General features: G+C 73.3%; 17 protein-coding genes. 13 read left to right on the top strand and 4 right to left on the bottom strand.

Annotation, left to right across the window (positions count from 1 at the left end):
- Positions 1 to 152 precede the first annotated feature (152 nt).
- Complete coding sequence (locus QF032_RS34605) at positions 153 to 2,294, top strand: SpoIIE family protein phosphatase (protein ID WP_307047946.1); 2,142 nt, start codon at positions 153 to 155, stop codon at positions 2,292 to 2,294.
- A gap of 11 nt (positions 2,295 to 2,305) precedes the next feature.
- Here the strand turns inward: QF032_RS34605 and QF032_RS34600 are convergent, their stop codons facing one another.
- Together QF032_RS34600 and QF032_RS34595 are read right to left on the bottom strand one after the other, a co-directional pair.
- Complete coding sequence (locus QF032_RS34600; protein ID WP_307059154.1) at positions 2,306 to 3,619, bottom strand: cytochrome P450; 1,314 nt, start codon at positions 3,617 to 3,619, stop codon at positions 2,306 to 2,308.
- Positions 3,620 to 3,841: 222 nt separating this feature from the next.
- Positions 3,842 to 5,197: a glutamine synthetase family protein gene (locus QF032_RS34595; protein ID WP_306947034.1), complete on the bottom strand. Its 1,356-nt coding sequence runs from the start codon at positions 5,195 to 5,197 to the stop codon at positions 3,842 to 3,844.
- A 388-nt stretch (positions 5,198 to 5,585) separates the two neighbouring features.
- On the opposite strand from QF032_RS34595, the gene QF032_RS34590 reads away from it, so the two are divergent.
- From QF032_RS34590 to QF032_RS34545, 10 genes are all read left to right on the top strand, one after another.
- Positions 5,586 to 5,774 (top strand): ferredoxin, encoded by a 189-nt coding sequence (locus QF032_RS34590; protein ID WP_307047942.1) that lies wholly within the window; start codon positions 5,586 to 5,588, stop codon positions 5,772 to 5,774.
- Positions 5,775 to 5,778: 4 nt separating this feature from the next.
- Positions 5,779 to 6,987, top strand: coding sequence for an NAD(P)/FAD-dependent oxidoreductase (locus QF032_RS34585; protein ID WP_307047940.1), 1,209 nt, complete (start codon positions 5,779 to 5,781; stop codon positions 6,985 to 6,987).
- Between the two features lie 11 nt (positions 6,988 to 6,998).
- Positions 6,999 to 7,805 (top strand): acetoacetate decarboxylase family protein, encoded by an 807-nt coding sequence (locus QF032_RS34580; RefSeq protein ID WP_307047938.1) that lies wholly within the window; start codon positions 6,999 to 7,001, stop codon positions 7,803 to 7,805.
- 33 nt (positions 7,806 to 7,838) lie between these two features.
- Positions 7,839 to 9,305 carry an aldehyde dehydrogenase gene (locus tag QF032_RS34575; RefSeq protein WP_307059153.1) on the top strand — a complete coding sequence of 489 codons (1,467 nt, stop codon included), beginning with the start codon at positions 7,839 to 7,841 and terminating at the stop codon, positions 9,303 to 9,305.
- Entirely contained in the window at positions 9,298 to 10,278 is a 981-nt protein-coding gene (locus QF032_RS34570) for a 3,4-dihydroxyphenylacetate 2,3-dioxygenase (RefSeq protein ID WP_307059151.1), read from the top strand. Before QF032_RS34575 ends, QF032_RS34570 begins: the two co-directional genes overlap by 8 nt.
- Before the next feature lie 10 nt (positions 10,279 to 10,288).
- On the top strand, positions 10,289 to 11,134 hold the full coding sequence (locus tag QF032_RS34565) for a fumarylacetoacetate hydrolase family protein (protein WP_306947045.1): 846 nt from the start codon (positions 10,289 to 10,291) through the stop codon (positions 11,132 to 11,134).
- Between the two features lie 44 nt (positions 11,135 to 11,178).
- The gene (locus tag QF032_RS34560; RefSeq protein ID WP_307050453.1) at positions 11,179 to 11,826 is read left to right on the top strand and encodes a TetR/AcrR family transcriptional regulator; all 648 of its coding nucleotides are present in this window, start codon (positions 11,179 to 11,181) and stop codon (positions 11,824 to 11,826) included.
- A 309-nt stretch (positions 11,827 to 12,135) separates the two neighbouring features.
- Positions 12,136 to 13,590: an APC family permease gene (locus QF032_RS34555; protein WP_307059149.1), complete on the top strand. Its 1,455-nt coding sequence runs from the start codon at positions 12,136 to 12,138 to the stop codon at positions 13,588 to 13,590.
- Between the two features lie 142 nt (positions 13,591 to 13,732).
- Positions 13,733 to 15,223 carry an aldehyde dehydrogenase gene (locus QF032_RS34550; RefSeq protein WP_307059147.1) on the top strand — a complete coding sequence of 497 codons (1,491 nt, stop codon included), beginning with the start codon at positions 13,733 to 13,735 and terminating at the stop codon, positions 15,221 to 15,223.
- A gap of 56 nt (positions 15,224 to 15,279) precedes the next feature.
- On the top strand, positions 15,280 to 15,999 hold the full coding sequence (locus QF032_RS34545) for a gamma-glutamyl-gamma-aminobutyrate hydrolase family protein (RefSeq protein ID WP_307047930.1): 720 nt from the start codon (positions 15,280 to 15,282) through the stop codon (positions 15,997 to 15,999).
- A gap of 146 nt (positions 16,000 to 16,145) precedes the next feature.
- Here QF032_RS34545 and QF032_RS34540 read toward each other — a convergent pair whose 3' ends face one another.
- Positions 16,146 to 18,032, bottom strand: a complete 1,887-nt coding sequence (locus tag QF032_RS34540; protein WP_307059145.1) for an ABC transporter ATP-binding protein — start codon at positions 18,030 to 18,032, stop codon at positions 16,146 to 16,148.
- A 237-nt stretch (positions 18,033 to 18,269) separates the two neighbouring features.
- On the opposite strand from QF032_RS34540, the gene QF032_RS34535 reads away from it, so the two are divergent.
- Positions 18,270 to 19,235, top strand: a complete 966-nt coding sequence (locus QF032_RS34535; protein ID WP_307047925.1) for a lysylphosphatidylglycerol synthase transmembrane domain-containing protein — start codon at positions 18,270 to 18,272, stop codon at positions 19,233 to 19,235.
- A 458-nt stretch (positions 19,236 to 19,693) separates the two neighbouring features.
- The gene (locus QF032_RS34530; RefSeq protein ID WP_306947059.1) at positions 19,694 to 20,791 is read left to right on the top strand and encodes a mechanosensitive ion channel family protein; all 1,098 of its coding nucleotides are present in this window, start codon (positions 19,694 to 19,696) and stop codon (positions 20,789 to 20,791) included.
- 15 nt (positions 20,792 to 20,806) lie between these two features.
- On the opposite strand, the gene QF032_RS34525 is transcribed toward QF032_RS34530, so the two are convergent.
- The gene (locus tag QF032_RS34525; RefSeq protein ID WP_373430417.1) at positions 20,807 to 22,330 is read right to left on the bottom strand and encodes a M1 family metallopeptidase; all 1,524 of its coding nucleotides are present in this window, start codon (positions 22,328 to 22,330) and stop codon (positions 20,807 to 20,809) included.
- Positions 22,331 to 22,340 lie beyond the last annotated feature (10 nt).

Here is a 22,340-nt window from a genome sequence, read left to right as displayed (position 1 = left end):
GATACCGGGGCGGCCCCGCCCGTCCCGGTGCCGGGCGTGCCGGTGGGTTCGCGCACTGCGCGACCGGGGGGCGTGGGGGGCGTAGGGTCCGGTAATGAGGGAGTCACCTCTGACCGCGCTCCCTGGCCCTGCGCTCCGGGGAAGGTGAGAACGTGGCGGACGCCGCCGCCGAGGACCGCCGTGCCGGCTCCGGTCCGGAGCTGCTGGAGCCGGTGCTGGTCGACCTCGCACGGCGGACCGGCGCTTCCGTTGCGGCCGTCTATCTGCTGGAGGAGGACGAGCCGGTCCTGCGGCTGGCCGCGCTGGGCGGGGCCCCGTGGGAGATCTCCATGCCCTGGGCGCGGGTGATGCTGGACGCCGTCTCTCCGGTCTCCGACGCCGTGCGGGAGCGGCGCCTGGTGTGGGTGGGCGGGCAGGAGGAGAGGGCGCGCCGTTACCCGCGGCTGGCGCTCGTCCTGCCGTACCGCTTCGCGCTGGCCGCCGCCGCGGTGGCCACCGGCGCCGACACCTGGGGCGGTCTGGTGGTGCACTGGCCCGCGTCGCACCCGTCGGAGCTGAGCCCGCGCGAGCGGGAGGCGATCACCGGCGCGTGTCACCGGCTGGGCCTGATCCTGCGGCACGCCGCCGAGGAGGGCCGGCGGGTGCGGCCGGGCGCCGAGCCGCTGATGCTGCCGCCGCTGCGGGCCCGCACGGTGGGACCGGACGAGGCGCAGGCGGCGGTGGACTTCGTCGAGCGCCTCCCCCGCGGCTGCTGCTCACTCGGCGTGGACGGCCGTATCGCCTTCGTCAGCACCAGGGCCGCCGAGCTGCTGGGCGCCGACATCGACGCCCTGCTCGGCAGGAAACCGTGGGAGGCCCTGCCCTGGCTGGACGAGCCGACCGCCGAGGACAGGTACCGGGCGGCCGTGCTCAGCCGTGAGCCGGTGTCCTTCACCGCCCTGCGCCCTCCGGACCGGTGGCTGTCGTTCCGGCTCACCCCGGACGCCTCCGGCATCAGCGTGCACATCGCGCCCACCCACTCGGCCCACGCCCACGCGCCGGTCTCCGCCCCGCCCCGGCCGGACGCGGGCGTGTCCACCGCTCCCGGGCGGGCCGCCACCCTGTACCACCTGATGCATCTGGCCGCCACGCTCACCGAGGCGGTCGGCGTGCGGGACGTGGTCGACCAGGTCGCGGACCAGATGCTGCCCGCGTTCGGCGCGGAGGCGCTCGCGCTGATGACCGCCGAGGAGGGCAGGCTGCGGATCATCGGCTACCGCGGCTATTCGGCGGACGTCATGGAAGGCTTCGACGCCGAACCGCTCACCTCCGCCACCCCGGCCGTACGCACCCTGGCGACGGGCGTGGCCGCCTTCTTCGGCAGCTTCGCCGAGCTCCAGCGCGCCTATCCGCCCGCGGTGGCGCAGGACGGCATGGCGGCCTGGGCCTTCCTGCCGCTGATCACCTCCGGCCACCCGGTCGGTTCCCTGGTGCTCGCCTACGGGCGGCCCCGCGCCTTCGCCTCCGAGGAACGCGCCGTCCTCACCTCCACCGCCGGACTGATCGCGCAGGCCCTCGACCGCGCCCGCCTGTACGACGCCAAGCACCAGCTCGCGCACGACCTGCAGGCCGCCCTCCTGCCGCACGCCCTGCCCGACGTGCCCGGCCTGGAGGTGGCCGCCCGCTACCTCCCCGCCACCCGCGGCATGGACGTCGGCGGCGACTTCTACGACCTGATCCGCCTCGACGCCACCAACGCCGCCGCGGCCATCGGGGACGTCCAGGGCCACAACATGACGGCCGCCGCGCTGATGGGGCAGGTCCGCACCGCCGTCCACGCCACCGCGGGCGCGCCCCCGGACGAGGTCCTCGCCCGCACCAACCGGCTACTCACCGACCTCGACCCCGGCCTGTTCACCAGCTGTCTCTACGCCCACATCGATCTCACCGAGCAGCGCGCGCGCCTGGCCACCGCCGGGCACCCGCCCCCGCTGCTGCGTCACCCCGACGGCCGCACCGAGGTGCTGCACCTGCCGCCCGGACTGCTGCTGGGCATCGATCCCGACGTGCCCTACTCGTCCACCGAGGTCCCGCTGCCGCCCGGCTCCGTGCTGGCCTTCTACACGGACGGGCTCGTCGAGGCGCCCGGGGTCGACCTCGAGGACGCCGTCGACGCCCTGGCCCGCCAGCTGGAGCGGGCCGGGCCGGGCACCCTGGACGCGCTCGCCGACTCGCTCGTCCAGCACGCCCGCCGCTCCGCGCCCCGCAGCGACGACATCGCGCTCCTGCTCATCCGCCCCACCGGGCGGCCCTGAGGCCGCTGCGCTCAGGCGAGGGTGACCTCGACCGGCAGCTTCTTGATGCCGTTGACGAAGTTGGAGCGGACCCGGGGGACGTCGCCGGCGAGCTTGATGTCGGCGATGCGAGGGATGAGCTCCTCGAACATGATGCGGATCTCGGTGCGGGCGAGGAGGTTGCCCAGGCACAGGTGGGGGCTGCCCTTGCCGAAGGTGACGTGGTCGTTGTTCTGCCGGCTGACGTCGAAGTCGTACGGGTTGCCGAAGACGGCCTCGTCGCGGTTGCCGGAGGCGTACCACATGACGACCTTGTCGCCCTCCCTGACCTGCTTGCCGCCGAGTTCGACGTCCCGGGTGGCGGTGCGGCGGAAGTGGTACACGGGGGAGGCCCAGCGCAGGAACTCCTCGACGGCCGTCGGGATCAGCGAGGGGTCGTCGCGCAGCCTGGCGAGCTGGTCGGGGTGCTGGAGCAGGGCCAGCATGGAGTGGGAGATGGTGTGGCGGGTGGTCTCGTTGCCGGCGACCACCAGCAGCAGGAAGTAGTTGTCGAAGTCCTGGGCGGAGAGCGGGACCCCGTCGCGCGGGGTGGTGTTGACGAGCTTGGACACCAGGTCCTGGCCTTCGCCGCCGCGCCGCTGCCGGGCCAGCTCGCGGCCGTACTCGAAGACCTCGAGCGAGGCGGGTGAACGGAACGGCAGGTCGCGGTACTTCTCGCTCTCCGCACTGTGCAGGAGGACGTCGGCGTAGTCGGGGTCGGTGTTGCCGATGATGCGGTTGCCCCAGTCGATGAGCTGCTGGTTGTCCTCCGGCGGCACGTCGAGGAGCCGGGCGAGCACGTTGATGGGGAAGTCGGCGGAGACGTCGGCGACGAAGTCGAAGGTGCCCTTGGCCAGGGCCGCGTCCAGGGTCTTCGCGGTCAGGCCGCGCAGGAAGTCGCTGTAGCTGTTGATGACGCCGGCGCCGAACTGGCGCTGGATGACGCTGCGCAGGGCGCGGTGGCGGACGCCGTCCATCTCCAGGATCGAGGCGCGCTTCTTGATCTGGTCCTCGTCGACTTCCTCCAGGTTGACGAAGCGGGTGGAGGTGAAGGTGTCGGCGTCGCGGTCGACGCGGGCGATGTCGGCGTGCCGGGTGACCGCCCAGAAGCCGGAGTTGGGAGCCTCCTCGGGCTGCCAGTGGACCGGGTCCTCGTGACGCAGGGTGTGGAACATCCGCCACGGGGTGACGCCGTCGGCGAAGTTGTCGAGGTCGGCGAGGTCCACCCGGTCCAGCGGCAGGGGCTCTTCGAGGGCGGCGCGCAGCTCTGCCCGGCTGGCGGGGACGGCGGCGGCGGGGCTGTTCATCGGTGATCTCCTGTGCGGGACGGGACGGGACGGGAAGGCGCGGGCGGGACGAGCGGGGCCGGCGGGGCGGGGCGGGCAGGGCGGGACTGACCGGAGCGGCCGGAGCCGGGGCCGGTCGAGCGCTCGGACCTTCGGGCGGGCTCGGGCTCGGGCGGGCTCGGGCTCGGGTGGGCTCGGGCTCGGGCGGGCTCGGGCGGGCGCGGGCGGGCGGGCGCGGCCGGGTCAGAGGTGGTAGGCGTACTCGGTGAACTCCCAGTCGGTGACGTGCCGGCCGAAGCGCTCGGCCTCGTTGCGCTTGTAGGTGAGGAAGGAGGCGGTGAAGTCCTTGCCGAGGACGTCGGTGAGGGCGGTGTCCGCCTCCAGCGCGTCGAGCGCCTCCGGCAGGCTCGTGGGCAGCAGGGCGGAGCGGGCGGTGTCGTACCCGTAGCCCTCCAGGGGGGCGGCCGGCTCCTCGCCCGCCCGGATGCCGAGCAGGGCGGCGGCGATCGTGCCCGCGACGAGCAGGTAGGGGTTGGCGCCGGCGTCGCCGAGGCGCAGTTCGAGCCGGGCGCCGCTGCCGCGCTCCGGGGGGATGCGGACCATGGCGCTGCGGTTGTCGAGGCCCCAGTCGATCAGCCACGGCGCGAGGGTGTCGGGACCGAAGCGCTTGTACGAGTTCACGGTCGGGTTGGCCAGCGCCGCGAGCGCCGGCGCGTGGGCGAGGATGCCCGCGACGGCGTGCCGGGCCGTGGCCGAGAGGCCGTGGGCGCCGGCCGGGTCGTCGAAGGCGTTGCGGCCGTCGGCGTCGTCGCAGGAGAGGTGGAGGTGGAAGCCGGAGCCTCCCGCGTCGCCGAAGGGCTTGGCCATGAAGGTGGCCAGTCTGCCCTCCTTGCGGGCCAGTTCCTTGACGGCGGCCTTGAAGCGGAAGGCGCGGTCGGCGGCGTCCAGGGCGTCGGAGTGGGTCAGGTTGATCTCGATCTGGCCGCCGTCGAACTCGTGGTTGCCGTTGGTGACGCCCAGGCCGAGGTCGCGCAGCAGGCGCAGGGTGCGCAGCAGATGGTTGGCGGGGTCGGCGCGCAGGCCGGCGGTGTAGACGGCGCCGGTCGTCTCCGGGGCGCGGCGCCAGCCGGTGGGGGTGCCGGGGGCCGGTTCGAGGAGGAAGTACTCGAGTTCGGGGCCGACCACGGGTCGCAGTCCCTGCTCGGCGCAGCGGGCCAGGACGGTGCGCAGCAGGTCGCGCGGGGATTCCGCGGCGGGTTCCCCGGTCGCCGGGTCGGTGACCTCACCGAGGCAGGCGGCGACGCCGGGTTCCCAGGGCAGCGGGACGGCGGTGGACAGGTCGGGGCGTACGCAGACGTCCGGCAGTCCGGCGTCGAGGCCGCCGGGCACGGGGACCACGTCGCCCTGGGGGGTGGTGTGGTAGACGGCGCGGCAGAAGGCCAGGCCGTGCTCGCCGGCCGAGGGCAGGTGGTCCAGCAGGACGTCGCGGGCGCGGTCGGTGCCCATCAGGTCGGGGTACTGCACCCGGACCACGTCGACGCCCTCGGCGGCGAGCCGCTCCATGTGCCGGCGGATGTCTGGGCTGTCGGATGCGCTCACCGGGTTCTCCTAGGGCGGAAAGGCGGGGCTCCCTCGGGGGGGGCGACGGCCGGACGGGAGGCGCACAGGAGGCGGGTCCGGGGCCGGGAGGGAGCGGGAAGACGGTCCCGGGCGAACCCCTGGAGCCGTTCGTTTGATCCCGAACGGTAGGGAAGGGAGTCGCGACCCCGCAAGGGGGCGGTGGAAAAAATTTATCCATCTGGACAGGTATTGACCAGGGGGCGACGGCTTCCTATGTTGTTTGACGCCAAACGAGTCAGGGCGGCGGCTCTCCCGCCGCCCTGTGGCACCGGGGCCCGGCCCTCACCGGACGCTTGCGGCCCGCGGGCCGGGCCCTCCCACCTCCTCCCCCTCCGCTCCGATGCGCTCACCCCTCAGGAGGACCGCCATGAAGGTCGTCGTCGACATGAACAAGTGCCAGGACCACGGCCAGTGCGTCTTCGCCGCCCCGGACGTCTTCTCGCTGGACGACGACGGACGGCTCGCCTACGTCCCCGACGCCGACGAAGCTCTGCGCGACGAGGTCGAGGAAGCCGCCGACGTCTGCCCCTTGCAGGCCATCCGGATCGAGGGCTGATCCCATGACCGGGACGATTGTCGTCGCGGGCGGCTCGATGGGCGGACTGCGCGCCGCCGAGCAGCTGCGCGCGGCGGGCTGGACCGGGTCCGTCACCGTCGTCGGCGACGAGCCCCACATGCCCTACAACCGGCCTCCGCTGTCCAAGGACGTGCTGGCCGGCAAGGCGCCGTTCGCGTCACTGGCCTTCACCCCGAAGGCGTCCGCGGCCGACGTGGAGTGGCTGCTCGGCACGAAGGTCGTCGCCGCCCGGCTCGACGAACGGACCGTCGCCCTCGACGACGGCCGCGCGCTGTCCTACGACGGGCTGGTCGTCGCCACCGGGATGCGGCCGAGACGGCTGCGCTGCCCCGGACCGCTCGCCGGCCGCCACACCGTCCGCACGCTGGACGACGCGAAGGGCCTGCGCGACGAGCTGACCGGACCCGGGGTCCGGCTGGTCGTCGTCGGCGCGGGATTCATCGGCTGCGAGGTCGCCGCCACCGCCGTCCGTCTCGGCGTGACCGAGGTGACCGTCGTCGACCCGCTGCCCCTGCCCATGGCCGGCCCGCTCGGCGAGCTGCTCGGCCGCGCGCTGCTGAAACGGCACGAGGAGCGCGGGGTGCGCTTCGCGCTGGGCACGGGAGTGGCCGGCTTCCGGGGCGACGAGCGGGTGACCGGCGTCGTCCTGTCAGACGGCCGCGTGCTGCCCGCCGACGTGGTGGTCGAGTCGGTCGGCTCGGTCGCCAACGTGGAATGGCTCGACGGCAACGGCCTCGACCTCGCCGACGGCGTCCTGACCGACGACCGGCTGCGGGTCGGCGGCCGGCCCGACGTGGTCGCCGTCGGCGACGTGGCCCGCTTCCCCAACGCCCGTTACGACGGCGTTCCCCGCCGCGTCGAGCACTGGTCGATCCCCACCGACACCGCCCGGCACGCCGCGAAGACCCTGGTCGCCGGTCTCACCGGCGCCGACGCCGGTCCCGGCCCCTTCGCTCCGCTGCCCACCTTCTGGAGCGACCAGCACGACTTCCGCCTGCAGTCCTTCGGGGCGCCCGGTCTCGGCACGGACGACGTACGCGTCCTGGACGGCGACCCCGAGGGGGACGTCCTGGTCGGCTACCACACCGGCGGCCGGCTGGTCGGCGTCGTCGCCCTCGGCGGTCCGGCCACCGCGACGGCCGCCGCCCGCTACCGCGCCCAGCTGCTGAAGTCGCCCGCCCTCACCCCGTAAGGAAGCCCGTCATGTCCCCTGTCCGTGGTTACTTCCACCCCAAGACGGCGAGCGGCGCCTCGTCGCTGATCCCGTCGCCGCCGTGGCGCTACTCCGGCGACCTGCTCACCGTCGAGTACCGGACCGATCCGGCCCGGGTGCGCGAACTGCTGCCCGAGCCGCTGGAGCTCGCCGACGAGGACCCCGGGGCGGTGGCGTTGATCTGGGCCGACTGGCAGTCCTGCGCCGCCTCCGGCGACGAGCTGCTCGACCCGGTGCTCTCCCAGTACAAGGAGGCCTTCGCGGTCGTCCGCTGCCGGTACCGGGGACAGACCTACTCGCGGTGCGTCTACATCTGGGTCGACAAGGACTTCGCCATCGCCCGCGGACTGCACCAGGGCTACCCGAAGAAGCTCGGCTCCATCCACCAGACCCGCCCGCACCCCTACGGGCCGGCCCCGCGCATCGAGGCGGGAGCCCGGTTCGGGGCGACGCTGGCCGCGGCGGACCGGCGGCTGGCCCAGACGGTGGTGACGCTGCGCGAGCCGTCGGAGACGAACGGGTTCGTCAACGCGCACCCCATGGCCCACCACCGCTGGCTGCCCTCGATCGAGAAGGGGAAGGGGCCGGCCCTCGACGAGCTGATCGAGACCGGTGCGGCGTCCTTCGAGGCGGGTCCCGCGTGGGTCGGCGAGGCCGAACTCGAGCTGTTCGAGGCGCCCACGGAGGAACTGGCCCGCCTGGAGATCCACGAACCGATCGCCGCCTACTACCGGCAGGTCGGCGTCGTCTGGGACGGCGGCCGGCTGCTGGAGTCCGGCACCTCGGGCGCCGAGTAACCCCCTCACGCATCACAGAACCTGGAGACCGGCATGATCGAGCACACCCTCACGGTGGCCGGGGTCACCGTCGACACACGGCACTGGATCGGCGGCGAACGCGTCGCCTCCGCCGAGACGTTCACCGACGTCTCGCCCATCGACGGCCGCGCGATCGGCGAGATCGCGCGCGGCACCCCGGCTCAGGCCGCCGCCGCCGTGGCCGCCGCCAAGGCCGCCTTTCCCGCCTGGGCGGCCACCCCGCGCGCGACACGCGCCCGGATCCTGCACGCCGTCGCCGACGGCGTGGAGAAGCGGCTCGAGGATCTGGCGATCGTCGAGACCACCGACAACGGGGCCCTGCTGCGCTCGCACCGCCGCGGGGTGATGCCCCGGGTGGCGCACAACTTCCGCTTCTTCGCCGACTGGCTGCTGAAGCTGGACCACGAGGACTTCGAGACCCGGGGCCACACCAACCACGTCTCCTGGGACCCGGCGGGCCCGAGCGTGCTGATCACCCCGTGGAACGCCCCGCTCATGCTCGCCACCTGGAAGGTCGCCCCGGCCCTCGCCGCCGGCAACACCGTGGTCCTCAAGCCCGCCGAGTGGTCCCCGCTGACCGCGTCCCTGCTCGCGGACATCGCCGCCGAGGCCGGGCTGCCGGCCGGGGTGCTGAACGTGGTCCAGGGCTACGGCTCCGAGATCGGCGACGCGCTCACCTCCCACCCGGACGTCCGCCGCATCAGCTTCACCGGCTCGGTCCCGACGGCCCGGCGGATCGCCGCATCGGCCGCCGCCCACCTCACCCCGCTCAGCCTCGAACTCGGCGGCAAGTCACCGCTGCTGGTGTTCGCCGACGCCGACCTCGACCTCGCCGTCGACCTGGCGGTGGAGCAGTACGACAACGCCGGCCAGGTCTGCCTGGCCGCCACCCGGTTCCTGGTCGAGGAGTCGGTCGCCGAGGAGTTCACCCGGCGGTTCGTCGAGAAGGCCGGGCAGCTCACCCAGGGCGACCCCCGCGAGGAGGCCACCGACATCGGGCCGAGCATCCACCCGCGCCAGCTGGAGAAGATCGACGGGTTCGTGCGGCGGGCGCTCGACGCCGGGGCACGCGCGGTCATCGGCGGGCACCGCAAGGACGGTCAGTACTACGCGCCGACGCTGCTCACCGACGTGGCCCAGGACTCGGAGATCGTCCAGGAAGAGGTCTTCGGTCCCGTCCTCACGCTGCAGCCCTTCACCACCGAGGACGAAGCCGTCCGGCTCGCCAACGACACCCGCTTCGGCCTGGCGGCCACCCTCGTCACCGGCGACCGTGAGCGCGCCGAGCGCGTCACGGCACGACTGGTGGCGGGCACGGTCTGGGTCAACTGCTTCTTCGTCCGCGACCTCCAGGCTCCCTTCGGCGGCTCCCGCCAGTCCGGCGTCGGCCGCGAGGGCGGCTCCTGGAGCTTCGACTTCTACTGCGACCTGAAGAACACCGTGACCGCGCCGAACGGATGGAGTCAGGACCATGGGTGAGATCGTCGGGGCGGGGCTGCTCGCCCACGTCCCCACCATCGTGCTTCCCGAGCAGGAACGGCGGAAGCTCAACCAGGGCAAGGAGATCACCCTCGTCACCGGGCTGCGGCAGCTGCGCGAGGACGTCTTCGCCCGCGACGACTACGACACCGTCGTCGTCCTCGACTCGCACTGGGCGACGACCGTCGAGTTCGTCGTCACCGCCCAGCGGCGCCGCGCCGGGCTGTTCACCTCCGAGGAGCTGCCGCGCGGCATGTGCCGGATGCCGTACGACTTTCCCGGAGACCCCGAACTCGCGGAGAACATAGAGAAGTTCGCGGACCAACACGGCACCTGGATCACCGCGATCGAGGACGACTACCTGCCGGTCTACTACGCCACGATCAACCTGTGGAAGTTCCTCGGCGAGGGGCTGCCCGACAAGCGGTGGGTGACCATCGGGGTGTGCCAGACCGGTGACATGGAGGACCATCTGCGGCTCGGCCGCGCGCTGGCCGACGGCATCGCCGCCACCCCCGGCCGCCGTGTCCTGCTCATCGCGTCCGGCGCCCTCTCGCACACCTTCTGGCCGCTGCGCGAACTGCGCGACCACGAGTCCAGCGACCCGGTGCACATCCGCACGCCCGAGGCCCGCGAGGCCGACCACGAGCGCATCGCCTGGTTCAAGGAGGGCCGTCACGACAAGGTCCTCGACACGATGGACGAGTTCTGGAAGTACCGGCCCGAGGCGAAGTTCTTCCACTACCTGATGATGGCCGGCGCCCTCGGCGAGCAGGCCTGCGTCGCGACCGCCCGCCAGTACGGGGAGTACGAGAACTCGATCGGCACCGGCCAGGTGCACCTCTGGTTCGACCGCCCGTCCGACGGCTGGACCGGCACGGCTCCGGCCGCGGCCGGCCCGGCGCACACCCCGCCCGGCAGCCTCCCGGACAGCCGTCCCGCCGCCGGCCGCACCCCGCACAGCCACCCCTAGGAGCCCCGCCATGCCCGAGTACCGCCGCATCCTCCTCGACGGCGCCGCCGTCCAGGTCACCGTCGACGGGGACGAACTCGTCGCCGGCGACGGCCGTCGCGTCAAGACCGAGGAGGCGCAGCACCTGCCGCCGGTCGTGCCGTCGAAGGTGATCGCCGTCCACCTCAACCACCGAAGCCGCGTGGACGAGTTCGGGATCGACCTCCCGGCCACCCCCACGTACTTCCACAAGCCGACCTCCTCCCTCAACTCCCACCGCGGCGCGATCGTCCGCCCGGAGGGCTGCAAATGGCTCAACTACGAGGGCGAGGTCGCCATCGTGATCGGCAGGACCGCGCGCAACATCTCGCCCGCCGAGGCCGGGGAGTTCATCGCGGGCTACACCGTCGCCAACGACTACGGTCTGCACGACTTCCGCGACACCGACGCCGGCTCCATGCTCCGGGTGAAGGGCTCCGACACCCTGTGCCCGCTCGGGCCGGGGCTGGTCACCGACTGGGACTTCCGCGGAAAGCGGCTGCGCACGTACGTCAACGGCGAGGTCGCGCAGGACGGTTCGACCGACGAGATGCAGTGGGACATGCACTATCTCGTCGCCGACATCGCCCGCACCATCACCCTCCACCCCGGCGACGTCCTGCTGTCCGGCACCCCGGCGAACTCGCGGCCCGTCCAGCCGGGAGACGTCGTCGAGGTGGAGGTCGAGGGCCTCGGGCGGCTCACCAACCACATCGTGACCGGCCCGACCGCGGTCCGCGCCGACGTCGGCGCCCAGCCCACCGAGTCCGAGGAGGTGCTGTCCACCGCGCTCGGCGGCGACTGGGAGTTCCGCGGCGTCCGCCCGCCCCGGCGATGACACCCGCGAGGGCCGCCGCCGGGCCGGCGGGTAGGGTCACCGGCATGACCGACTCCGCGGACGCCCCGACGGGCCGCCGGCCGAGGAAGCGCCTGCACTACGGCGAGGGGCGCGAGGCCCTGCTGAACGCCGCCGTGCGCGTGGTGGCGCGGGGCGGTCTGCGCCGGCTCACCTACCGGGCCGTCGCGGAGGAGGCCGGGGTCACCCACGGTCTGGTCGTGCACCACTTCGGTTCCCGCGACGCGCTGATCGAGGCGGCCCTCGCCCACACCATCCGCACCTCGCTGAGCAGCAGCGCGCTCGAGCCGGGCACCGGGGAGATCGCCGACTTCTCGACGGGGCTCTCCGAGATGGTCTCGGCGGACCCGGGCACCCAGGCCTTCCAGTACGAACTGCTGCTGGAGTCCCGCCGCCGGCCCGAGCTGCTGCCGCAGATCCGTGAGCTGTACGACGAGTACTTCGAGGCCAGCCGGCGCGAGCTGGGCCGGATGCTGCCGGCCGGCGCGGACGAGGCGCTGGCCCGGCTGGTCTTCGCCGCCCTCGACGGGCTGGTGCTGCACCAGCTCGTCCTCGGCGAGCCCGACGTCACGGACGCCGCGCTGGAGCAGCTGCGCTCCCTGCTGAGGCTCCGCGCCGCCGGCGACCCCGGCGACCTCGGCCACGTCCACGCGGAGCCCTCCGACCGCGCGTAGCCTCCGACCGCGCGTAGCCTCCGACCGCGCAGGGCCGTCCGACCCGCGTGATCATCCAACCCACTTGATCTTCTGAGCTGCGCGTTTCCCTGTTCCGGCACCGGACGGACGGTGTCGGGCGTCCCGCGCCGGCGATCCCCGGCGCACGCCGGAGACGGACGACTCCGGGCCGGGCGCCGGCGCGTCCGGCGCCGGCGCGGAAATCTTTCCGCAGAGCCTTGCCAAACGGATAGTTCGCGACCACGATGAGGCAACTCGTTTGGCTCAAAACAAACTCCCATCCCTTCCCGTCCCCGACAGGTGATCCGAGTGGACAGTCAGACGGCGGTCGCCCCGCACTCCCCGCACGACACGAGCACCACAGGCAGGCTCAAGCCCGATTCCCTCGGCGTCCTGGGCATCCTGTTCTTCGTCCTCTCCGCCCAGGCCCCGCTGACCGGCATCGCCGGGGCGGTCCCCATCGCCGTCGCCATCGGCAACGGGGCGGGCGCGCCCGCCGCGTACCTCGCCGCCGGCGTCATGGTCCTGCTGTTCTCCATCGGCTTCGTCGCCATGGGCCGCCACGTCGTGGACGCCGGCGCCTTCTACACGTACATCGGCAAGGGCCTCGGCCGCTCGGCCGGCTCCGGCAGCGCCGCCGTCGCCCTCTTCGCCTACTGCGCCATCCAGGCCGCCATGTACGGCCTCTACGGCGCGACGGTCGGCGGCCTCGTCGCGTACTACACCGACGTGCACCTCGCGTGGTGGGTCTGGACGCTGCTCACCATGGCGGTCGTCCAGGTGCTCGGCGCGGCCGGCATCGAGATGGGCGCCAAGCTGCTGGCCGTCTTCGTCCTCGCGGAGTTCAGCATCCTGATCGTGTTCGCCCTCGTGACCTTCTTCAAGGGCGGCGGCCCCGAGGGCCTCGGCTTCGGCGAGAGCTTCTCGCCGCACGCCGCGCTCCAGGGCGCTCCCGGCGTGGCGCTGATGTTCGCCGTGGCGTCGATGTTCGGCTTCGAGGCCACCGCCATCTACGGCGAGGAGGCGCGGGAGCCCCGCAGGACCGTGCCGCGCGCCACCTATCTGTCGGTCGCGGTGGTCACCGGCTTCTTCGCCTTCACCTCGTGGATGCTGGTCTCGGCGCACGGTGCGTCCGGTGCGACGCCGCAGGCGGGCAAGGCACTGGAGTCCGGTGACGCGACGTCGTGGGTGTTCGCGCCGATCACCGCCCTGTTCGGTTCCTGGGCCGGTGACGTGCTGCCCGTCCTGCTGGCCACCTCGCTGTTCGCCGGCATCCTGGCCTTCCACAACTCCGCCAACCGCTATCTGTTCTCCCTCGGCCGTGAGGGGCTGCTGCCGCGCCGGCTGACCAGGCTCAACCGGCGCCACTCGCCCTGGGCGGCCGGCACCGTGCAGACGGTGATCGCGGCGGCGCTGGTCGTCCCGTTCGCACTGCTCGGCAAGGACCCGGTGCTGACGCTGTTCTCCTGGTTCAGCGGAGTCGCCGTACTGGCGATGATGCTCCTGTACTTCCTGACGTCCGTCTCCGTGGTCGTCTTCTTCCGCCGCTCCCGCGCCGACATCCGGCTGTGGAACACGCTGGTCGCGCCGGTGCTGGGCGCGCTCGGCATCGCCGGCGCCATCTGGCTGATCATCGAGAACTTCACCACGCTCATCGGGGGCGACCGGACCACCGCGGTCTGGCTCCAACTGACCGTCCCGGCGGTGCTGGTCCTCGGGCTGTGCGTGGCACGGCTGACCCGCGGCGGGCACGCCGCCGCCTGACCCCGGCGTTCCGTGAACGGCCGGCGGCGGCCTCACTCCCCGGACGCCGCCGCCGGCCCCGGATCCACGGCCGGGATCACGGCCCACGGGCCACCCCGCGCACACCACCACAGACCGACAAGAAGAGAACAGGAGAGCCGAGATGCCGGCCCTCACCCATGACGATCTGCTGCACCGCGCCGAGAAACTGCGGCTGCCGGCCCAGCACCACATCGACGGGGCGGACGAGCCGGGTTCGGGCGCCGCGTTCACCGTCGTCTCGCCCAGGGACGGACAGGTCCTCGGCGAGGTCGCCGACGCGCACGGAGCCGAGGTCGACCTGGCCGTGGCCGCCGCCCGCCGGGCCTTCGACTCCGGGCCCTGGCCGCGGCTCGCGCCCGCCGAGCGGGGCCGGATCCTGCTGCGCGTGGCCGAACTCCTCGAGGAACAGCGGGAGACGCTCGCCCTGACCGTCAGCCTGGAGATGGGCAAGCCGTTCACCGACGCGTACGGGATCGAGCTGCGCGCGGCGATCAACACCTTCCGCTGGTACGGGCAGTTGGCGGACAAGCTGACCGACGAGTCGCCGCACGCGGCCCCGGACGCCCTTGCGCTGGTCACCCGGGAGCCGACGGGCGTCGTGGGCGCCGTCGTGCCGTGGAACTTCCCGCTGACGCTGGCGAGCTGGAAGATCGCGCCGGCGCTGGCGGCGGGCTGCACGGTCGTGCTGAAGCCGTCGGAGAACTCACCGCTGTCCGCCCTGATGCTGGGAAGGATCGCCACCGAGGCGGGGCTGCCGCCGGGCGTGCTCAACGTCGTCGCCGGGGACGGCCCGACGGCCGGCCGGGCGCTGGGCCTGCACCCCGACGTGGACGTGCTGGCGTTCACCGGCTCCACCGCGGTCGGCCGGCACTTCCTGCGCTACGCCGCCGACTCCAACCTCAAGCGCGTCTGGCTGGAACTGGGCGGCAAGTCGCCGAACATCATCCTTCCCGACGCCCCCGACCTGGAGAAGGCCGCCGCCACCGCCGCCTGGGGCATCTTCTTCAACCAGGGCGAGATGTGCACCGCCCCGTCCCGGCTCCTGGTGCACTCCTCCGTCGCCGAACGCGTCACCGAGGCGATCGTCGCCCGGGCCCGTGACCTGCGGGTCGGCGACCCCCTGGACCCGGCGACCGAGATGGGCGCACTGGTGGGCGAGGGGCACCTGGAGCGCGTCCTCGACCACATCGGCGCCGGGGTCGGGCAGGGCGCGCGACTGCGGGCCGGCGGCGCCCGCACCCTGACCGGCACCGGCGGCAGCTACCTGCACCCCACCGTCTTCGACCAGGTGGACCCGGGCATGCGCCTCGCCCGCGAGGAGATCTTCGGCCCGGTGCTCTCGGTGCTGACCTTCGACGACGTGGAGGAGGCGGTGCGGCTGGCCAACGCCACCGAGTACGGTCTCGCCGCCGGTCTGTGGACCTCCGACCTGTCCACCGCCCACCGCATCTCGCGGGCGCTCAAGGCCGGGACGGTGTGGGTCAACTGCTACGAGGAGGGCGACCTGACCGTCCCCTTCGGCGGCATGAAGCAGTCCGGCAACGGACGCGACAAGTCCGCGCACGCGCTGGAGAAGTACACCGAGCTCAAGACCACCTGGATCCAGCTGTGACGCATCCGGCGGTGAGGCATCCGGCGGTGAGGCATCCGGCTGCGACGGACCCGGCTGTGACGACGGCCCCGCGCCCCCTCGTCGCGATCCCCGCCCGCTTCAGCGCGACCACGTCCGCGCTGCGCTACGCCGCCGAGGTCAACGCCCGGGCCCTGGTCGAGGCCGTCTGGCGGGCCGGCGGCGAACCGGCCGGCCTCCATCCCGCCGACCAGGACGAGCGGGACGTCGCCGCCCGCCTCGCCCGCTTCGACGGCGTCCTGCTCCCCGGCGGCGGCGACCTCGCCCCGCACCGCTACGGCGCCGCCGACGCCCACCACAGCGTCTACGACGTCGACGAGCTGCAGGACGCCTTCGATCTGCGGGTCGCCCGCGCCGCACTGGACCTGGGGCTGCCGCTGCTGGCGATCTGCCGGGGGCTCCAGGTCGTCAACGTCGCGCTGGGCGGCTCCCTGGAGCAGGACATGGGCGGCCCGGAGCGCGAACACCGGCACGTCGTGCACCCGGTGGCGGTACGGAGCGGCTCTCTGCTGGAGCGGGCCGTCGGCGCCGGGAAGGTCGACGCCTCCTGCTATCACCACCAGCGGGTGGAGCGCACCGCCGAGGGCCTCACGGTCACCGCGCGCGCCGCCGACGGCACCGTGGAGGGCCTCGAACTCCCTTCGGGAAAGGGGTGGTTCACGGCCGTCCAGTGGCATCCCGAGGACACCGCTCACGAGGATCCCGCGCAGCAGGGCCTCTTCGACGCCCTCGTCCGGGCCGCCCGCGACGGACGCTGACACCGGCCCGGCGCTCTCGTCCGCCCGGCGCTCGTCCGCCCGGGCCACCCGCGCCGCGCGACAGCCGCCGCCGGCCCGGCCCGCCCCCGCCGCCCGCCCGGGCAGCTGACTACCGGACCGGGGCGGGCGGCCGCCTCAGCGGGGTGTCACAGGACGACCGCATCGGTCGGGGCCGGCTCGTCGAACTGGGTCCGGTACAGCTCCGCGTACCGTCCGCCGGCGGCCAGCAGTTGCTCGTGGTCGCCGCGCTCCACGACCCGGCCGGCCTCGACGACGAGGATCAGGTCGGCGGCGCGGACGGTGGACAGCCGGTGCGCGATGACGACGGCCGTACGGTCCGCGAGCGCCTCGGCGAGGGCCTCCTGGACGGCCGCCTCGGAGGTGTTGTCGAGGTGGGCGGTGGCCTCGTCGAGGATGACGACGCGCTGACCGGCCAGCAGCAGCCGGGCGATGGTCATGCGCTGGCGTTCGCCGCCGGAGAGCCGGTAGCCGCGTTCGCCGACGACGGTGTCGAGGCCGTCGGGCAGGGAGCGCACGAGGTCGTCGAGACGGGAGCGGCGCAGCGCGTCCCACAGGTCGTCCTCGGTGGCCGACGGGCGGGCGAGCAGGAGGTTGGCCCGGACGGTGTCGTGGAACAGATGGCCGTCCTGGGTGACCATGCCGAGCGTCGCCCGCAGAGAGCTCGCGCTCAGGTCGCGGACGTCCACGCCGCCGATGCGCACGGCGCCCTCGTCGACGTCGTAGAGGCGCGGCAGCAGTTGGGCGATCGTCGACTTGCCGGCGCCGGAGGAGCCGACGAGGGCGACGGTCTGCCCCGGGTCGGCGCGGAAGGAGACGCCGTGCAGGACCTCGGCGCCGCCGCGGGAATCCAGGACGGCGACCTCCTCCAGGGAGGCGAGGGAGACCTTGTCGGCGGACGGGTAGCCGAAGCGGACGTCGTCGAACTCGACGGAGACCGGGCCCTCGGGCACCTCGCGGGCGTCCGGCTTCTCCTCGATCAGCGGCTTCAGGTCGAGCACCTCGAAGACCCGCTCGAAGCTGACCAGCGCGCTCATCGCCTCGACACGGGCCCCGGCGAGCGAGGTGAGCGGGGCGTAGAGGCGCGTCAGCAGCAGGGCGAGGGCGACGACGGCGCCCGGTTCGAGGGAGCCCTTCAGCGCGAGGTGGCCGCCTAGGCCGTACACCAGGGCGAGGGCCAGCGCGGAGACGAGGGTCAGGGCGGTCATGAACACCGACTGGGCGGTGGCGGTGCGGACGCCGATGTCGCGCACCCGGGCCGCGCGGGCCGCGAACTCGGCCGACTCCTCCTCGGGGCGGCCGAACAGCTTGACCAGCGTGGCGCCGGGCGCGGAGAACCGCTCGGTCATCCGGGTGCCCATCGACGCGTTGAGCGCGGCCGCCTCCCGCTGCATGCCGGCCATCCGCCTGCCCATCCGCCGTGCCGGGATCACGAACACCGGCAGCAGGACCAGCGCGAGCAGCGTGACCTGCCAGGAGAGGGTGAGCATGACGGCGAGGGTGAGCACCAGGGTGACCAGGTTGGCGACCACTCCGGAGAGCGTGTTGCTGAACGCGCGCTGCGCTCCGATGACGTCGTTGTTGAGTCGGGAGACGAGCGCTCCCGTACGGGTACGTGTGAAGAACGCGACCGGCATCCGCTGCACATGATCGAACACGGCCGTGCGCAGATCGAGGATGAGCCCCTCCCCGAGCGTCGCCGACAGCCTCCTGCCCAGGATGCCGAGCGCCGCCTCCAGCACCGCGATGCCCGCGATGAGCAGCGCCAGCCGCACCACGGTGCCCGGGTCGCCGTGCGACACGATCGCGTCGACGACCTTTCCTGCGAGGACGGGGGTGGCGACGGCCAGCAGTGCGGTCAGCACCCCCAGCACGACGAACAACGCGATGCGGCGGCGGTGCGGGCGGGCGAACGCGCCGATGCGGCGCAGTGTCGCGCGGTCGAAGGGGCGGCGTTCCTGTTGGCTGTTCATGACGCTGTACAGCTGCGTCATGGCGATCGCGTCCATGCTCATGGGACCGACCGTAGAACCTCAAGCATTATTGAGGTCAAGTCCTTTCCGACGTCCACCCGTACGAACGCCTCCGACACCGTCGGGGGCTCCGGCCCGAAGACCGCTTGCCCGAAGGTCCCCGGCACGGGCGCTCCGCGCACGACGCCCCCGAACACGAAGGCCCCGATGACCGTGAGCAATGTTCCGTCCACGCTGGTGAAACCGGCGGTCGGCCCCGTTCGGGAACCCTCGGCGGGTGTGACAGCGGTTCCTCCCGCCCGCGGCGGAGCGGCCCGGCGGCTGCCGGTGCGTCAGCTCCTGTGCCTGCTTCCGCTCCTGCTGGTCACGGTGGTCGCGGTGCGGCACCGGTCCGTACTCGCCGACGGGGTGGCGCAGTTGCGCGGCGCCGAGGTGCCCTGGCTGCTGGCCGCGGTCGGCGCGACCTGCCTGACCTGGGTGGCGGCGGCCGTCACCCGGCAGGGCGCGGTCGTGCAGCGGCTGCCCGGACGGCGGCTGCTGGCGGCGCAGTTCGCGGCGGGCGCGGCCAACCACCTGCTGCCGACGGGGCTGGGCGCGAGCGCGGTCAACCTGCGGTTCATGTCGGTGTGCGGGGTACCGCTGGCCCGTTCCTCGGCGGCCCTCGCGCTGTACCTGCTGGCGGAGGGCGTGGCCCGGGTGGGCCTGCTGACCGCGCTGCTGCTCGCCTTCCCGGACGCGCTGCGGCTCGGCCCGCTGCTGCCCGGCGGGTCGTTCGGCCCGCTGCTCGCCGCACTCGCGACGGTGGCGCTGGTCGCGGCGGGCGCGCTCGCCTGCGTGCGGCGGCTGCGTGCGGCGGTGTGCTCGTTCCTGCGGACCGCGCTGGGCGAGGCGCGTTCGGTGCACTCCCGGCCCGCCCGGGCGCTCGCGCTGTGGGGCGGTTCGCTGGCGTTCCCGCTGCTGCAGGCGGCCGGCTTCGCCGCCGTGGGGCAGGCGTTGCGCCTGCCGGTGCCCGCGGCCCACATGGCGGTCGCGTACGTGGCGGCCACGGTGGCCGTGGCGCTGGTGCCGACGCCGGGCGGGATCGGCTCGGTGGAGGCGGCCCTGGTGGTGGCGCTGGTGGCGGCGGGCGGGCCGGTGGCGGTCGCCACCGCGGTGGTCCTCGGCTACCGCATCATCACCGTGTGGCTGCCGCTGGTGCCGGGCGCGCTGACGCTCGCGGCACTGGTGCGCATGAAGATCGTCTGAGCCGGTCGACGACGGCGGCCCGCCGCACGCCCGCGCACACCGTCGCGGCGCGGACGCGTCAGCGCGCCGGGGGCGTTTTCGGCCGTCCCTGACCGCGGGCCCGTCCGACCCCTCCCGGCTGCCCCGGCTCCTCCCCCGCCTCAACCCGGCTTCCCCCGGCTCCTCCCGGCTCCTCCCGGCTCCTCCCGGCTCCTCCCGGCTCCTCCCGGCTCCTCCCGGCTCCTCCCGGCTGCGGCCGCGTGCCTCGCCCGAGTGGCGCGATCCCGCCGTCGCGACCGGATCCTCCGGTACGAACGGCCGTGCCGGATACGGCAGGATGAGCGGTCGCGCCCCGGGTGCCCGACCGGGCGGGGGCGCCATCGCACATCCCGGAACCGAACAGGTGACATCGTGACGAGACTTCACATCCGGCCGTCGGCGGCCGCGTCGGCCGCGGATCGACTTCCCGGAGGTGACCGGTGAACCGCGCACTGACCCTCGACGACGGCGTCCTCGCCGGAATCGCCCTGGCCACCGGTCTGTTGACGGCCTTCCTGTCGCGCACCGTGCTGCGCTGGCTGGCGAAGCACGCCAAGCGCACGAAGTGGAGCGGCGACGACGTCGTCGTGGACGCGCTGCGCACCGTCGTGCCGTGGGCCGCGATCGCCGGCGGCGCGGCGGCCGCGGCCGCGGTGCTGCCGCTCACCAAGGCGGTCCAGCACACCGTCAACCAGTGTCTGACGGTGCTGCTGATCTTCGTGGTGACGGTGTCGGCGGCGCGGGTCGTCGCCGGACTGGTGCAGACGGTGACGTCGTCGCGCTCCGGCGTCGCCGGGTCGGCCACCATCTTCGTGAACATCACCCGCATCCTGGTCCTGGCGATCGGCTTCCTGGTGATGCTGCAGACGCTGGGCATCTCCATAGCGCCCCTGCTCACCGCCCTCGGCGTCGGTGGTCTGGCGGTCGCGCTCGCCCTCCAGGACACCCTCGCGAACCTCTTCGCGGGCATCCACATCCTCGCCTCCAAGACCGTCCAGCGCGGCGACTACATCAAGCTGAGCAGCGGCGAGGAGGGCTACGTCGAGGACATCAACTGGCGTCAGACGACCGTGCGCGCGCTCTCCAACAACCTGGTCGTCATCCCCAACGGGCAGCTCGCGAAGACGAACATGACCAACTACATGCGTCCCGAGCAGCAGTTGACGGTCCTGGTGCAGGTGGGCGTGGCCTACGACAGCGATCTGGAGCAGGTGGAGCGGGTGACGTCGGAGGTCATCGCGGAGGTCATGACGGGAGTGGACGGCGCCCTGCCGGAACACGAGCCCGCGATCCGCTTCCACACCTTCGGCGACTCGCGGATCGGCTTCACCGTGATCCTGGGCGTCGGCGAGTTCAGCGACCAGTACCGGATCAAGCACGAGTTCATCAAGCGGCTGCACCGCCGCTACCGCGAGGAGGGCATCCGGATCCCGGCGCCCGCCCGCACCGTGGCGTTGCAGTCGGGCGCCGTCGTCATCCCGCAGCAGCGGACCGGCGAGGGGGTCGTGCAGGGCGAGATGTCCGCCCTGCACGACTGACGGCGCTCACCCGGGTCAGAGCGTGGCCGAGTTCTCGTGCCGGCGCGCGTCCGTCTGCCGGCGCGGCGCGGTGAGGGACGGCGGCACCGGGGTGACCGTCCAGTCCGGGTGACCGGGCATCCTCGGGGTCGTCGTGCCGTACAGCCAGTCGCGCAGGAACCCGGAGACGTCCTGCCCGCCGACGTGCGAGGCGACGGCGATGTAGTCCTCCGTCGACGCCGAGGAGTCGCGGTAGCGGGCCAGGAAGGCCCGCTCGACCGCGTGGAAGGCGTCCTCGCCGATGAGCTGGCGCAGCGCGTACAGGACGAGGACGCCGCCCAGGTAGCGCTGGCTGTCGAAGAGGTTGGCCGCGTTCGGCGCGGCGACCGGACCGGAGGACTTCCGCCACTGGTCGCCGCGCGCGTAGGTGTCCTTCATCCGGGCCTCGAACGAGGTCAGGCCCAGGGAGTCCGCCCAGCCGCGCTCGTAGCGGTACAGCAGCCCGTAGAAGTCGGCGTGGCCCTCGTTGATCCACAGGTCGGCCCAGGTGGCGGGGCTGACGCTGTTGCCGAAGTAGGAGTGGACCAGCTCGTGCATCATGTGCGAGCCGATCTTCGGCTCCGCCTGCAACAGGAAGTTCGGCTTGTAGAGGGTGAGGGTCTGCGTCTCGAGGCCGGTGAAGTCGAAGGCGTTCGGGGCGTCGGAGTTGCAGGGCAGCAGTCCGTACGTCTCGAACGGGTAGGCGCCCAGCCGCGCCTCGAGCCACTCGACGAGGCCCGGGGTGAGGGCGAGCGCCGGCTCCAGGGCCTCGGCGCGGGCGACCGGCACCACGTCGCGCAGGCGCAGCCCGTGCGGCCCCTGACGCTCCTTGACGACGTAGTCGCCGACCGTGATCTGCACGAGCTCGGTGGCGATCGGCGAGCGGGAGCGGTAGGTGTACGCGGTCCGGTCGCCGGCCAGGTTCTCGGTGCACACCAGCGAGCCGTTCGCGACGGCGCGCAGCGCTGCGGGCACGGTGAGGCGGAAGGTGAAGTCCGCCTTGTCCGACGGGTGGTCGTTGCAGGGGAACACGGTGTGCGCCGCGTCCGGCTGGGGGCATATCGCGAACCCGTCCGGGGTCGGGACCCAGGCGGTGTGCGCGAGGGTGCGCCGCGGGTCGGCCGTGTACGTCACGCACACCGTGACGCGCTGCCGGGCGCGCAGCGGCCGGGCGGGCGTGATCCGCAGCTTCTCGTCCGCCTGCTCGAAGGCGGCGGTGCGGCCGTCGACGCGGACCGTGCGGATGTCGAGGCCGAGGGAGTCGAGGGAGAACCGGGTGAGGGCCTGGGTGGTGCGCAGGTCCAGGGTGGCCGTGGCGTCGACGAGGGTGGTCGTCGCGTCGTAGGAGACGTCGAGGTGGTAGGCGGTGACGCGGTAGCCGCCGTTGCCCAGGTTCGGGAAGACGGGGTCCGCGAGCGTCTCGGGGGCCGGGGTGTCGTCGGGCTTCCCGTCCGCGTGAGCCGTGGTTCCCCCGGCCAGGACTGCTGCCGTGCCGATCAGGGCGGCCGCCGGGGCCGTCACTCTGCTGCGA

It is taken from the genome of Streptomyces achromogenes (assembly GCF_030816715.1).
GTDB lineage: Bacteria > Actinomycetota > Actinomycetes > Streptomycetales > Streptomycetaceae > Streptomyces > Streptomyces achromogenes_A.
The sequence above is the reverse complement of the archived record's forward strand: the minus strand, read 5'-3'. Positions and strand labels throughout refer to the sequence as shown.

Excerpts from the sequence above, each read along its gene's own strand:
- QF032_RS34600 (WP_307059154.1), bottom strand. The coding sequence starts at position 3,619 with ATGAACAGCCCCGCCGCCGCCGTCCCCGCCAGCCGGGCAGAGCTGCGC.
- QF032_RS34590 (WP_307047942.1), top strand. The coding sequence starts at position 5,586 with ATGAAGGTCGTCGTCGACATGAACAAGTGCCAGGACCACGGCCAGTGC.
- QF032_RS34565 (WP_306947045.1), top strand. The coding sequence starts at position 10,289 with ATGCCCGAGTACCGCCGCATCCTCCTCGACGGCGCCGCCGTCCAGGTC.
- QF032_RS34560 (WP_307050453.1), top strand. The coding sequence starts at position 11,179 with ATGACCGACTCCGCGGACGCCCCGACGGGCCGCCGGCCGAGGAAGCGC.
- QF032_RS34575 (WP_307059153.1), top strand. The coding sequence starts at position 7,839 with ATGATCGAGCACACCCTCACGGTGGCCGGGGTCACCGTCGACACACGG.
- QF032_RS34540 (WP_307059145.1), bottom strand. The coding sequence starts at position 18,032 with ATGAGCATGGACGCGATCGCCATGACGCAGCTGTACAGCGTCATGAAC.
- QF032_RS34585 (WP_307047940.1), top strand. The coding sequence starts at position 5,779 with ATGACCGGGACGATTGTCGTCGCGGGCGGCTCGATGGGCGGACTGCGC.
- QF032_RS34580 (WP_307047938.1), top strand. The coding sequence starts at position 6,999 with ATGTCCCCTGTCCGTGGTTACTTCCACCCCAAGACGGCGAGCGGCGCC.
- QF032_RS34550 (WP_307059147.1), top strand. The coding sequence starts at position 13,733 with ATGCCGGCCCTCACCCATGACGATCTGCTGCACCGCGCCGAGAAACTG.
- QF032_RS34570 (WP_307059151.1), top strand. The coding sequence starts at position 9,298 with ATGGGTGAGATCGTCGGGGCGGGGCTGCTCGCCCACGTCCCCACCATC.